Source organism: Pseudoalteromonas sp. K222D, assembly GCF_017653575.1.
In the GTDB taxonomy this organism is placed as follows: Bacteria; Pseudomonadota; Gammaproteobacteria; order Enterobacterales; family Alteromonadaceae; genus Pseudoalteromonas; species Pseudoalteromonas nigrifaciens.
The window spans coordinates 75,662-88,835 of the sequence record NZ_JAGGDL010000007.1 but is presented as its reverse complement, the minus strand read 5'-3'; the positions used below and the strand labels follow the sequence as shown (position 1 = coordinate 88,835).

Here is a 13,174-nt window from a genome sequence, read left to right as displayed (position 1 = left end):
TTAAGGGGGTTTAAATGAATAAAAAGCAACATGGATTTACCTTAATTGAGCTGATGATAGCAGTTGCTATCGTCGGTATACTTGCAGCAATTGCATTGCCTAATTATACAGAGTATGTGAAGCGTGCTTCGCGTGCAGAGGCAGTTGCTGCATTATTAGATGCAGCTAATAAAGAAGAGCAGTACTTTGTAGATAACAGAGAATATACAGAATTAGCGAGTGATTTAGGGATTCAAAGTAAAACAGAGAATGGGCATTTCGAATTAGCGATTAAAGTAGTTGATAAAAGTACTTTTACAATCACAGCAAAACCTATTGCAGGGCCGGTAAAAGGAGATGGTGACTGTACTGAAATGTCCATTACCGACATAGGTTTAAAAGGCGCTAAGGGGACTAAAGGCGGCTCAGATAATGATTATTGCTGGGGTAGGTAAGCGGCTTGTTTTTGCTGGCATTTGTCAGTTGATTTAATGCGTATTCTACCCGTTTGACTTACCGATAAAGCAAGCCCTTCGAGGTTTGCTTTATCGCTATTAGGGCAATAAATAAAGGTGCCGTTTTGAAAACCATTTAACGAGCCATCAGGCCTAAAGGTAATTGCATCTCGTGGGTATTCTAAGCTATCAAACTCATGGGTGTGTTCAAAGGTGCTTAGCATTAGCTCATCGTTATCGATAAATAACGATATTTGCTCCTCCCAATCACCTTTTTGACATTCATTGTTTTTTAACGCGCATAAAGTAACGTATGTACCGTTTTCTATGGCGTAAAGGCGAGCAAAGTTTATATTGCGATATAATAAATTAACCTGGTTGTCTGCACGGTTTATCGCTAAAAAAATCAGGAAAAAACCATATAGAAAACTGACTAGTAATAGCCACAATAGCAATTGTTACCATTAGCTCAAGTAAGGTTATACCATTATGCTTAGTTGAATATGCGATTAACTTCATCCCTGAAGCCTTAAATGGAGAGGCGATTATTTTGGTTAGTAAACAATCAAAAAATAACAATGTAAGGTTTATTTTAAAAGGCATTCATGCGTACCATCACCATCACCAAGATAAAAAGCGGTGCCAGATTGCGATACGGTAAGTACTTTATTATTTTTGTTATCGCTATTAGGGCAATATATAAAATCCCCAGGGCTTGTGGTAATGCGGCCACTAGTGTTAAAACTTAGGTTATTGATGTTGCCGGTATAGTTTAACGTGTCATTTGCAGGAATTGCAGCCATCACTCGTAACAGATTATCGGGAAGTTTGCCGTATTCACCGTCGTTATCGATATCTACGAATAAGATAATCATATTAGTGGACCCCCAGTCACTTTGGCATGCTAATTTGTCGTTACTGGTTTTAACTTCGTTATTTGGGGCAGGACATACAACAACTATTTCATCGTTAGTAGCTGCTTGCGAGCGGGCATAACTAATATTACGTTTTAGTTCTAATAGAAAGTTCTCGGCGCGGTTTTCCTCTAGCATGTCGCTACTGTTCCACAATGCAATGGTGGCAATAATGCCTACAATAGCCACAGTCACCATCAGCTCTAGTAAAGTGAATCCGTATTGTATTTTTTTCATATTGATCCCGTAGGTTACTTATTGTTTTAGTATAGCTATTTTTATTAGCATAATCATAGCATGACAGATTGTTTTATCACCGTAATACAGTCACTTTGTTTGCTATGAGCCTTGTGATTGTCTAAAATCGAGGCAACTGTAGCTTTAAAAAGTAATTAATATGAAAAAAATAGAAGCAATCATTAAACCTTTTAAGCTTGATGATGTGCGTGAAGCCCTATCAGAAGTAGGCATTACAGGTATGACAGTAACTGAAGTTAAAGGGTTTGGGCGTCAAAAAGGCCATACCGAGTTGTATCGTGGTGCGGAATACATGGTTGATTTTTTACCTAAAGTTAAATTAGATATTGTACTGGGCGATGATGATGTTGACCGTGCAATTGAGGTAATAATTAAAACGGCACAAACAGGAAAAATTGGTGATGGTAAAATATTTGTCACTGAGGTTGAGCGTGTTGTGCGTATTCGTACCGCTGAGGAAGATGAAGAAGCGATTTAAGCTTTATTACAACAAGTACGCTAAAAAGGCGCTTACTCAAGTTAGTAAGCGCCTTTTTAATTAATTATTTATTTCTGCTGTTAAAAATTCGTGTTTGTTTAGCGTCTTCGCTAAGCTCACTTAAGCCTAGCTTATCGTAGCTTTTTTCCATCATTTCAAGTGCAGAGTTTAAGTAGCTGCTTTGAGAGTAATGTTCTACTACAAACTTACCGCGGTTAGCAGCTGCTAAGTAGGCTTCACGTTCATAATAGTAATTGGCCACTTTTAGCTCATACCTTGCCATACGGTTTAACAACCACACTAAACGACGTTTTGCCTCTGGGGCGTAGTCACTTTGTGGGAAACGCTTAACCAAGGTTGATAAATCGGTAAAGGCCACACGTGTACGGTTAGCATCGCGGTCAGCTCTATCAACACCAAAATATTCTTGGAATGCGTTTTTATCGGCTTTAATGTTAACTAATCCACGCATGTAATACATGTAGTCTAAATCTTTATGATTTGGGTTTAAGCGAATAAAACGGTCGATTGTTGCTAGTGCTTGCTCGGTATTACCCGATTGGTAATGCGCATAGACTAAATCCATTTGTACTTGTTTAGAAAATGGGCCAAACGGGTAGCGAGAGTCAATAGCACTTAAAAGTTCAATTGCGCGTGCATATAAACCAGAATCTAAAGTTTGCTTGGCATCTTCATACAAAGCGTGAGCCGATTTATTAGGTACACGTTGAATGTCTTCTTGGTCAGGAGCCGACGAACAAGCACCTAAACTAAGCACTGAAACTGAAAAAACAATGGCGAATGCACGTTTCCCTATTTTATTTATCATTTTATTTGTTACCTTCGTTGTCTACGGCTAGGCCAAGTCGGTAAAACCGAGTAAACTATGCGTATTATATTATGCTTTTATTAAAAGCGATTCTAACCCAGTCGAGCAAAGCTTGCACTGGTAAATTGGGTAAAATTACTAATGTCAGAGCAAATTTCTCTTCAAGCCGACGTTCCAACCGATTTAGGTGGTAAACGTCTAGACCAAGTATTAGCACAATTGTTCCCTGATTATTCACGATCAAGGATAAAAACGTGGATTTTGGATGATAAAATCACCGTTGATGGCGAAATATTCAACACACCACGCACTAAACTGCTTGGTGGTGAAGTACTTAATGTTGAAACAACCATTGAAGCACCTCGTGAATACATAGCGCAAGATATCAAATTAGACATTGTTTATGAAGATGATGATATTTTGGTAATTAATAAACCTATGGGCTTGGTAGTTCATCCTGGTGCAGGTAATCCAGATGGCACAGTGCTAAATGCATTGCTACATTACCACCCAGAAATTATTAATGTACCTCGCGCGGGTATTGTGCACCGATTAGATAAAGATACTACAGGCCTTATGGTGGTAGCTAAAACTATTCCGGCACAAACGCATTTAGTAACCGCACTGCAAAAACGTGAAAATTTCACGCGTGAATACGAAGCGCTTTGCAATGGCACAATGACCGCTGGTGGTATGGTTGAAAAGCCTATTGGCCGCCATGCAACGCAACGTACGCATATGGATGTACATGAACAGGGTAAGCCAGCGATTACACATTACCGTGTTGCTGAAAAGTTTCGTGCTCATACACGTTTACGTTTACGCCTTGAAACCGGTCGTACTCACCAAATACGTGTGCATATGGCTTATTTAAATCACCCGCTTATTGGCGATCAGTCTTATGGCGGCCGTCCGCGTCCACCTAAAGGAGCAACGCCTGAGTTGTTTGAGTTACTGCGTAGCTTTAAACGCCAAGCATTACATGCAGTTAAATTAAGTATTGCGCACCCAATTACGGGTGAAATGATGACCTGGCAAGCACCTATACCAGATGACATGGTTGCTATGACACTGGCACTGCGTGAAGACACAAAAGCTAATCCTGACATAGATAGATAATGCAGTTTTTATCAGCAGCATGGCAAGTCCCTATAACAGGTGTGAGTACATTAAGTACCACACGTGTAGGCGGTGTTTCAGAAGCGCCGTTTAAGAGTTTAAACTTAGGGCTGCATGTTGGTGATAATAAACAACAGGTATTAAAAAATCGTGCTTTGTTGAACAAGCATTTACCAAATAGTGCTGTATGGATAGATCAAGTTCATAGTGGCGATGTGCTCATTGTTGATGAGCAATTTAAATTTAACGCTCACCATCAAGGAGATGCACTATATACACAACTAGTTGCTCAGCCTTTGGTAATAATGACCGCCGATTGCTTGCCCATTTTACTTGCCAGTAACGATGGCAAAGAAGTAGCTGCCATACATGCTGGTTGGCGTGGATTAGAGCAAGGTGTAATTAAAAATACGCTAAACTGCTTTAATGCCAAAAAAAGTGAAATAAGTGCCTGGTTAGGTCCCGCAATAGGGCCTGATAAATTTGAGGTAGGTAGCGAGGTGTTTGTATTGTTTAATGCCCAAAACCCTTTGTTTGCCAAAGCGTTTAAAGCGTGTGCAAACCAAAAGTACCTTGCCGATATTTATCACCTTGCACGTATTCAATTGCGTCAATTAGGGATTATAAATATTACCGGTGGTGAGCACTGTACGGTTTCTCAAACTGAACAGTTTTTTTCGTACCGACGCGACGGCCAAACCGGACGCATGGCAAGTTTGATCTGGCGCAACTAATTTATCAATATAATGATTATATTTTCTGCAACACCTTGAACAACCCCCCTAACATACCCATTATTTAAGCAATGAGTTTTATTAATAGGTAACCCCAATGCGTTTAGATAGATTTACCAGTAAATTTCAGTCTGCGCTTTCTGATGCGCAATCTTTAGCCCTTGGCCGCGATCATCAATTTATTGAGCCGGTACACTTAATGTATGCTTTGTTAAAGCAAAGCGGCTCAAGCGTGCGCGCGTTATTAGCGCAAGCAGGTGTTAGTGCTGACGAGCTTAATACTAAGCTATCCCAAGAAATAGAAAAACTATTTAAAGTGGAAGGCGTAGGCGGCGATGTGCAGCTATCGAACAACACTATATCCTTGATCAACTTATGCGATAAGTATGCGCAAAAGCGTAAAGATAAATATATTTCTAGCGAACTGTTTGTATTAGCAGCCTGCGACGATAAAGGCCCGCTGGGTAATATTTTTAAAACCTTAAATATCACCTCCGAAAAAATAGAAACGGCCATTAATGCTGTGCGTGGTGGGCAAAAGGTAGATGATCCAAATGCCGAAGAAACACGCCAAGCACTTGAAAAATACACCATAGATTTAACCGAACGTGCAGAGCAAGGTAAGCTTGATCCGGTTATAGGTCGAGATGATGAAATTCGCCGAACAATTCAAGTTTTACAACGCCGAACTAAAAACAACCCAGTGTTAATAGGTGAACCAGGTGTAGGTAAAACCGCGATTGCCGAAGGTTTAGCACAGCGTATTATTAATGGTGAAGTACCCGAGGGATTAAAAAACAAGCGGGTACTTTCGCTTGATTTAGGCGCGCTGGTGGCCGGTGCTAAATACCGTGGCGAATTTGAAGAGCGATTAAAATCAGTATTAAATGAGCTGGCTAAAGAAGAAGGCCAAGTGATTTTATTTATTGATGAAATACACACTATTGTAGGCGCAGGTAAAAGTGATGGCGCAATGGATGCAGGCAATATGCTAAAACCGGCACTTGCCCGTGGCGAATTACATTGCGTAGGTGCAACCACCCTTGATGAATATCGTAAATACATTGAAAAAGACGCCGCCCTTGAGCGTCGCTTTCAAAAAGTATTAGTAGAGGAGCCTTCGGTTGAGGACACGATTGCTATATTACGTGGCTTAAAAGAGCGTTACGAGCTACATCACTCTGTCGAAATTACCGATCCTGCTATCGTTGCTGCTGCGCAATTATCGCATCGTTATATTAGTGACCGTCAATTACCCGATAAAGCAATTGATCTAATAGATGAAGCGGGCTCTTCTATTCGTCTACAAATAGATTCAAAACCAGAGTCGTTAGATAAGTTAGAGCGCCGTATTATTCAATTAAAACTTGAAGACAACGCACTCGCCAAAGAAAAAGACGAAGCCAGTTTAAAACGCCGTACTGAAATGCAAGAGCTGATCACCGAGCTTGAAGGTGAATACAATGAGCTTGATGAAATATGGACTGCCGAAAAAGCATCTTTACAAGGCACTCAGGTTATTAAAGCTGAGCTAGAGCAAGCACGACTTGATTTGGATGTAGCTCGAAGAGCCAGCGATTTACAGCGTATGTCGGAGCTACAATACGGCCGCATACCAGAGCTTGAACGTAAACTTGATTTAGCATCGCAAGCAGAAATGCAAGAAATGACCTTGTTAAAAAATCAAGTGGGCGAAGATGAAATAGCCGAAATACTCTCGCGTTGGACCGGTATTCCAGTATCGCGGATGCTACAAGGTGAGCGAGAAAAACTATTGCAGATGGAAGAAAAACTGCATGAAAAAGTAATCGGACAAGATGAAGCCGTTGTAGCGGTAGCTAATGCTATTCGCCGCTCACGTGCAGGGCTTGCCGATCCTAATCGCCCGATTGGCTCGTTTTTGTTTTTAGGCCCAACCGGGGTCGGTAAAACAGAATTAACCAAAGCACTCGCCGGCTATATGTTCGACACCGAAAGTGCCATGGTGCGTATTGATATGTCTGAGTTTATGGAAAAACATTCAGTAGCACGTTTAGTTGGTGCGCCTCCTGGGTATGTTGGCTACGAAGAGGGCGGGTATTTAACCGAAGCCGTGCGTCGTAAACCTTACTCAGTTATTTTATTGGACGAAATAGAAAAAGCACACCCAGATGTGTTTAATATTTTGCTACAGGTTTTAGATGATGGACGTTTAACCGACGGTCAAGGACGCACGGTTGATTTTAAAAATACCGTTATCATCATGACCTCAAACTTAGGCTCAGATATAATTCAAGAGCAAGCGGGCAATAACGATTACGTTACTTTGAAAGAAAAAGTGATGAATGTTTTAATCAATGAGTTTAGACCTGAGTTTATTAACCGTATTGATGAAACTGTTGTTTTCCACCCACTGGCTAACGAGCACATTAAAGAGATTGCTGATATTCAGTTAAGTAAATTACGTGAGCGTTTAACGCAAATGGGTTATTTACTCGAGATAAGCGACGCTGCTTTAGAGCGTATTGCCGCAAGTGGCTTTGATCCGGTTTATGGTGCGCGTCCGTTAAAACGAGCTATTCAACAAACGATTGAAAATCCATTAGCGCAAAAATTACTTAATGGTGATTATATACCAGGCAGTGTTGTTGTAATTGATGTAAATGACGACGGTTTAGTGTTTTCAAGCCGTTAAGCGTTATAAAGTAAAAACGAAAAAGCCGCTAACATAGCGGCTTTTTTATTTGTGCTGACAATTAAATTTTAAAAGTAAGCAGTAAGTCGTTGATCTTTCTTGAGCCTTCAACTAACTCAGCGGCGCCTCTGGCAACATTAAAACTTAAGTTTAAATTATCATCACCTAGGTTTTTAATCTGCTCTACATTAGTACCTATGTCGTGGCTCACTACTTGTTGTTCTTCTGCAGCAGCCGAAATACCAGTAGCGAGTTGCGCTATTTCGCTAATTTGAGTGAAAATGCTATCAAGCTCTTGCTGTGTTTGCGTTGTAGTATTTACACAACTGTCGGCTTGTTGCTTCGTGTTTTGCATTATTTTTGACCAGCTAAACAAGGTGTCTTGAATTTCCTTTATTGAGCTGTGAATTTGCGCAGTGGCATTTTGTGTTCTTGATGAAAGCGCTCTTACTTCATCGGCAACTACAGCAAAACCACGGCCATGCTCACCTGCTCTTGCAGCTTCTATGGCAGCATTTAGCGCAAGTAAGTTAGTTTGCTCGGCAATACCTTCAATTTCACTCATTACTTGGCCAATTTTATCGGCTTCTGAAGCTAGGCTGTTAGCGGTTGTTGCTGCTTGCTCTACTTGAACGGCTAAATCAGAAACCATGGCATTATTATCGGCAATGTGTACTCTTATATCGGAGCAACTTTGATAAGTAACACTTACTTTATCGGCAGTGGTGCAGGTGTTACTTGATATTTCACCTATAGTCGAACTCATTTGCGCCATTGCAGATGCTATTTGCTCAAGCTGCGAGCCTTGCGATGAAATACCTTGCTCTGTGAGCGTTGACTGTTGATCTAAATTTAAAGCAATATCATTAAAGCTTAAGGTAGAGTCTTTCATACGCCCCAGTACAGTGCGTAATTTAGCGCTTAGCATTTGCTCTCTGTAATCACTAATACTGTGAGGGTGTCGGCCACTATAAATATAACGAGATATAGAATCGGCCTGTTGTTTTTGCTGCTTTAATATTCTTGGCGTTGTTATTAGCTCATCATAATTTAAAGCAAGTATAACTAAGCAAACCACTAAGCTAATTAGTGCAATAGTAAATGAAGACCATACAGCAGTTGCAACTAACCAAAATAATAAAGCAAATACACTTAAGTTTTGTCTTAAGCTTGTGCGTTCGCGCCAATTAAAGAATGACTTTTTAGCATTTACTTTACTGTAAAATAGTTCTGCACGGCGTTTTAACTGTGGGCTTAATTTGGTTCTTACAGATTGATAACCAATTAATTGGCTGTGCTCAAAAATAGGAGTTACAAATGCATCAACCCAGTAATAGCGGCCATCTTTACAACGGTTTTTAACTGCGCCGCGCCAAGAGTGGCCTTGCTTTAATGTTTCCCACATTTCTTTAAATGCAGCTTTTGGCATGTCAGGGTGGCGCACTATACTATGATTTTTACCAGTAAGTTCTGCTATATCATACCCGGCTATAGTACAAAACGCTTGATTAGCATAAGTGATCACTCCGCGCAAATCAGTTGTTGATACCAGTTCTTGTTGTTCTTCGAAGGTCACTTCTTCATTTATTAAGCTTTGATTACTACGCATATTATTCTTTAATCATCCTTTGTAATACTTATTATTATACTTGCTTATATAAAGCGGTAGTAGGGTAATCCCATTATGAAGGTCACTCAGTTTATTTATTGCCTGTATTTGTGATCTAAATCAAGATTAAAGTTATATAAGCTATATATAACATACCAGTATGGGACTAATACGGCTAATAGTTAGCTAATTATTTACTTTAGTACGATTAGCTTTTGTTTTGATAAGATAAATAATAGTGCAAAGCAATTGTATATTTTGTATAGCAATGGCAAGATTATCGTTTATGGCGTTAAATAAAGCGTGTTTAAAGCAAAGCAGATACAATAGAACTATAAATAGTATTTTTTCTTAGTATTTATCTTGAGTATAGGTAATTAGACCCCATAACCTTATGATTAAGCCACTTGGCTCGAGGAAGTATTTTTTGGCAACACATGATCTAACAAACGCGCTTGACGCTCTTTCAGTAACGCAGCATAAACATGCAATTAACGGAATAAAACGTGGTATTGAGCGTGAGTCACTAAGAATTAAAAGTGATGGCGTTATCTCTGCACAAAAACACCCAGAAGGGGTGGGCAGTGCGCTTACCAATGGCCAAATTACGACCGATTTTTCAGAGTCGTTACTTGAATTTATTACCCCAGTTAGTGAATCGTCCACACAAACGCTGCAGCAATTAAAAGACTTACAAAAGTTTACCCTAGAAAAAATGGGTGACGAATTACTTTGGCCTATTAGTATGCCGTGCTTTATTGAACATCAAGACGACATAGTTATTGCGCAATTTGGCAGTTCAAATGTAGGGCAAATGAAAACGCTTTACCGTGAAGGGTTAAAAAACCGTTACGGCAGTATGATGCAAGCTATTGCTGGTGTGCATTTTAATATTTCGTTTCCAGATTCATTGTGGCAGTCATTACATACGCTAAAAAATAGCGACCTTAGTTTAGAGAATTTTATATCTGATGGTTACTTAGCGCTTATTCGTAATTTTAAACGTGAATTATGGCTGATCAGTTATTTATTTGGTGCATCACCTGCGTTATGTAGTTCGTTTTTACAGGGTAGAAAAACCGATTTACCATTTAAAAAACTAGGTAAAGGCACCCTGTATTTAGAAGTAGGCACTGCGCTGCGCTTAGGTAACTTAGGTTACACCAATAGCGCACAATCATCACTGCGTGTAATGTATAACTCGTTAGATGAATATGTAGCTGGTTTGAAAAAATCAATTAACACACCTTCAGATATTTACGGCAACCTTGACGATTACACCAGCGAAAATCCAAAACAGTTAAATAAGAATATTCTGCAAATAGAAAACGAATTTTATTCGCCAATTCGCCCTAAACGTAATGCTAAAAACGGTGAAACACCAACAGATGCACTACTTAGAGCCGGTATTGAATATGTCGAAATTCGCGCATTAGATGTTAATCCATTTAGTGAAGTGGGCATAGATATAGAGCAGTTCCACTTTTTAGATGTGTTTTTAACTTATTGTTTATTAAAAAGCTCACCGGCAATGGATTGGGAAGAGCAAACACGCAGCACAGAAAATCTTGATACAGTAGTAAATAAAGGGCGAGAAAAAGGCCTTGAACTTAATTACTTTAATCAACCGCGTACCCTTCAATCTTGGGGTGAAGATATATTTTCGCAATTAAGTGAAGTGGCAAAATACATGGATACTGCCTACGGCGTTAGTTATTATTCAAGTACTATTGAGCGCATGGCAACTTGGATTAATAACCCAGAACTTACATATTCTGGGCGTTATGTAGCTGAGTTAGAAGCTTCAGGGCTAGATAACGGCCATTATGCGCTAGCAATTGCTGAAAAGTATAAGCAAAGCCATCAAGCTGCAGACTATCAAGTGTTTTCAAAGCAATGGTTAGAGGAGCAAGTTACACGCTCTAACGACGCTCAGCGTGCTATTGAGCAAAGTGACTCAGTATCATTTACCGCATTTTTAAATGCTTATTTTGATCCTAAATAAATAGTTAGTTTTAAGCAAAAAAAACGCAGCTCAAGGTAGCTGCGTAATTATTTTAGGGAAGAAACAATGCTGCTCTGCTGCATTGTTAAAATCAGACTACTGATTTTTGCAAAAGTTCAGCGAGATAAACCAAATGAAAAAAAATGTAGTTGTTTTATCATTAGCGCTTAGTTTAGCCGGTTGTGCCACCGCTCCACCAAAGCAGCCTGATGATATTTGTAAAATTTTTGAAGAAAAAAGAAGTTGGTACTTTGGTGCCAAAGATGCTCAAGAAAAATGGGGCGCTCCCAAGCACGTACTTATGAGCATGATGTACCAAGAAAGCTCGTTTAAACATGACGCAGCTCCACCAATGCAGTATTTCTTATGGATTATTCCTACCGGTAGAGCAAGCTCTGCTTATGGCTACTCACAAGCAAAAACGATGACCTGGTCTGATTATATTCGTGAAAGTAAGAATAGTGGCGCCGATAGAGACGACTTTGATGATGCTATCGACTTTATGGGCTGGTTTGCTTATAAAACCCATAAAATAAACGGCGTATCTAAATGGGATGCCTACGGTCAGTATCTTAATTATCACGAAGGGTGGGGCGGTTACAAACGCGGTACTTACAAAAAGAAAAAATGGTTAATGGGTGTGGCTAATAAAGTAAAACACCGTGCGAGCCGTTATGGTGCGCAGTTAAAGCGTTGTGAAGCAGATTTAAATAAAGGGTGGTTAGAGCGTTTGTTTTTTGGCTAATAACATCTGTTGTATTTATTTAGCCTACAAAAAAGGAGCCAATTGGCTCCTTTTTAGTTTATTTTTTACGTTTTTTCGGCTGTATTTTAACCAGCTTTATCATGTTTTCTTTTACTTCAAGTACTTCAATAGGGTAGCCGGCAATACGCAAACTTAAATTGGCATCAGGAATGTTTTCTAAATACTCAACTATTAAGCCGCTGAGTGTTTTAGGCCCGTCGAGTGGAAACTCCCAGCCCATTTCTTTATTTAAGTCGCGCACGTTAGCACCGCCATCTACAATACACGAGCCATCGGTTTGTGTGGTTACTTCTTCGCTTGGCGTACGAGTTTGGGTGGTGGTAAAATCGCCTACCACTTCCTCAAGTATATCCTCTAGGGTAACTAAACCTTGAATGTCGCCATACTCATCTACCACCAAGCCAATACGCTCTTTAGATTGCTGAAACTTTAATAGCTGCGTATTTAGTGATGTGCCTTCAGGAATGAAATAAATTTCACGTACAGCGCGTAGCAACGATGGTTTATCAAATTGCTCTTTTGTAAGTAACCTAAGCGCATCACGCGAATGAATAAATCCCACCGCGTCATCTATGTTATCTCTATATAACAATACACGCGTATGTTGTGCATGAGTCAGTTGGCGGCTAATAAGTTTCCATTCATCGTTAATATCTATGGCCACAATTTCGTTACGTGGGATCATAATATCTTCAACGGTTACTTGTTCTAAATCTAAAATTGAGGTCAACATGCTTTGGTGACGCGCAGGAATAAGTGCACCAGACTCATTAAGTACTGATTTTAGCTCTTCTTTACTCATGCTGTGCTCATCTATTTGTGCCGCACTAATACCAAATAACCGCAATATGCCGTTGGTTAGCCAGTTAATAACAACGACAAATGGGAAAAGGATTTTTAGTAATCCTTTAAGCACAACAGAACTTGGGAAGGCAACTTTTTCAGGGTAGAGAGCAGCAAGTGTTTTTGGGGTTATTTCTGCAAAAATAAGCACTACTAAGGTTAACGCACCTGTTGCCACAGCAATACCTAAATCACCGTATAAACGAATACCAATAATAGTAGCAACTTGTGCAGCGGCAATATTAACTAAATTATTACCGATTAAAATTAAACCAATGAGCCTATCCGGACGACTAAGTAATTTACTGACACGTTTAGCAGCGCGATGATTCTCTTTGGTGAGATGTCGCAGGCGTATACGATTGATTGACATAATTCCGGTTTCTGAGCCAGAAAAATAAGCAGAAAAAAGTACCAAAAAACCTAAAATGATAAACAAGGTACTGGTCGATATGGCGTCCAACGATGGATCCTTTTATTATAAACTAGCGTGTATTAGGCTAGAGTGAGT

11 protein-coding genes and 1 pseudogene are annotated in these 13,174 nt (G+C 39.7%); 7 read left to right on the top strand and 5 right to left on the bottom strand.

Annotated features, from left to right (window positions below):
- Nucleotides 1-14 precede the first annotated feature (14 nt).
- Nucleotides 15-434, top strand: a complete 420-nt coding sequence (locus J5X91_RS05855; protein WP_208834229.1) for a type IV pilin protein — start codon at nucleotides 15-17, stop codon at nucleotides 432-434.
- Here J5X91_RS05855 and J5X91_RS05850 read toward each other — a convergent pair.
- Together J5X91_RS05850 and J5X91_RS05845 are read right to left on the bottom strand one after the other, a co-directional pair.
- Nucleotides 416-953 (bottom strand): annotated as a pseudogene (locus J5X91_RS05850) (GspH/FimT family pseudopilin). The gene J5X91_RS05855 and the pseudogene J5X91_RS05850 sit on opposite strands and share 19 nt — an antisense overlap.
- Nucleotides 954-1,021: 68 nt before the next feature.
- Nucleotides 1,022-1,585, bottom strand: a complete 564-nt coding sequence (locus tag J5X91_RS05845; RefSeq protein ID WP_208834228.1) for a GspH/FimT family pseudopilin — start codon at nucleotides 1,583-1,585, stop codon at nucleotides 1,022-1,024.
- Nucleotides 1,586-1,745: 160 nt separating this feature from the next.
- Here J5X91_RS05845 and glnB point away from each other — a divergent pair, with 160 nt between their 5' ends.
- A complete protein-coding gene (glnB, locus tag J5X91_RS05840; RefSeq protein ID WP_011327621.1) occupies nucleotides 1,746-2,084 on the top strand; it encodes a nitrogen regulatory protein P-II in 339 nt (112 codons plus the stop codon).
- A gap of 64 nt (nucleotides 2,085-2,148) precedes the next feature.
- Here the strand turns inward: glnB and J5X91_RS05835 are convergent, their stop codons facing one another.
- Entirely contained in the window at nucleotides 2,149-2,913 is a 765-nt protein-coding gene (locus J5X91_RS05835; RefSeq protein ID WP_182678528.1) for an outer membrane protein assembly factor BamD, read from the bottom strand.
- Nucleotides 2,914-3,054: 141 nt separating this feature from the next.
- Here J5X91_RS05835 and rluD point away from each other — a divergent pair, with 141 nt between their 5' ends.
- The 3 genes from rluD to clpB all read left to right on the top strand — a co-directional run bounded on the left by rluD (nucleotide 3,055) and on the right by clpB (nucleotide 7,440).
- Nucleotides 3,055-4,032 (top strand): 23S rRNA pseudouridine(1911/1915/1917) synthase RluD, encoded by a 978-nt coding sequence (gene rluD, locus J5X91_RS05830; protein WP_011327623.1) that lies wholly within the window; start codon nucleotides 3,055-3,057, stop codon nucleotides 4,030-4,032.
- Nucleotides 4,032-4,766 (top strand): peptidoglycan editing factor PgeF, encoded by a 735-nt coding sequence (gene pgeF / locus J5X91_RS05825; protein WP_208834227.1) that lies wholly within the window; start codon nucleotides 4,032-4,034, stop codon nucleotides 4,764-4,766. Before rluD ends, pgeF begins: the two co-directional genes overlap by 1 nt.
- A gap of 97 nt (nucleotides 4,767-4,863) precedes the next feature.
- Nucleotides 4,864-7,440, top strand: a complete 2,577-nt coding sequence (gene clpB, locus J5X91_RS05820) for an ATP-dependent chaperone ClpB (protein WP_208834226.1) — start codon at nucleotides 4,864-4,866, stop codon at nucleotides 7,438-7,440.
- 61 nt (nucleotides 7,441-7,501) lie between these two features.
- On the opposite strand, the gene J5X91_RS05815 is transcribed toward clpB, so the two are convergent.
- Entirely contained in the window at nucleotides 7,502-9,049 is a 1,548-nt protein-coding gene (locus tag J5X91_RS05815; RefSeq protein WP_208834225.1) for a PAS domain-containing methyl-accepting chemotaxis protein, read from the bottom strand.
- Nucleotides 9,050-9,476: 427 nt separating this feature from the next.
- On the opposite strand from J5X91_RS05815, the gene gshA reads away from it, so the two are divergent.
- The gene (gshA, locus tag J5X91_RS05810; protein ID WP_208834224.1) at nucleotides 9,477-11,054 is read left to right on the top strand and encodes a glutamate--cysteine ligase; all 1,578 of its coding nucleotides are present in this window, start codon (nucleotides 9,477-9,479) and stop codon (nucleotides 11,052-11,054) included.
- Between the two features lie 133 nt (nucleotides 11,055-11,187).
- Entirely contained in the window at nucleotides 11,188-11,799 is a 612-nt protein-coding gene (locus J5X91_RS05805) for a hypothetical protein (RefSeq protein WP_058372888.1), read from the top strand.
- A gap of 58 nt (nucleotides 11,800-11,857) precedes the next feature.
- Here J5X91_RS05805 and J5X91_RS05800 read toward each other — a convergent pair whose 3' ends face one another.
- Nucleotides 11,858-13,126 (bottom strand): CNNM domain-containing protein, encoded by a 1,269-nt coding sequence (locus J5X91_RS05800; protein WP_140391177.1) that lies wholly within the window; start codon nucleotides 13,124-13,126, stop codon nucleotides 11,858-11,860.
- Nucleotides 13,127-13,174 lie beyond the last annotated feature (48 nt).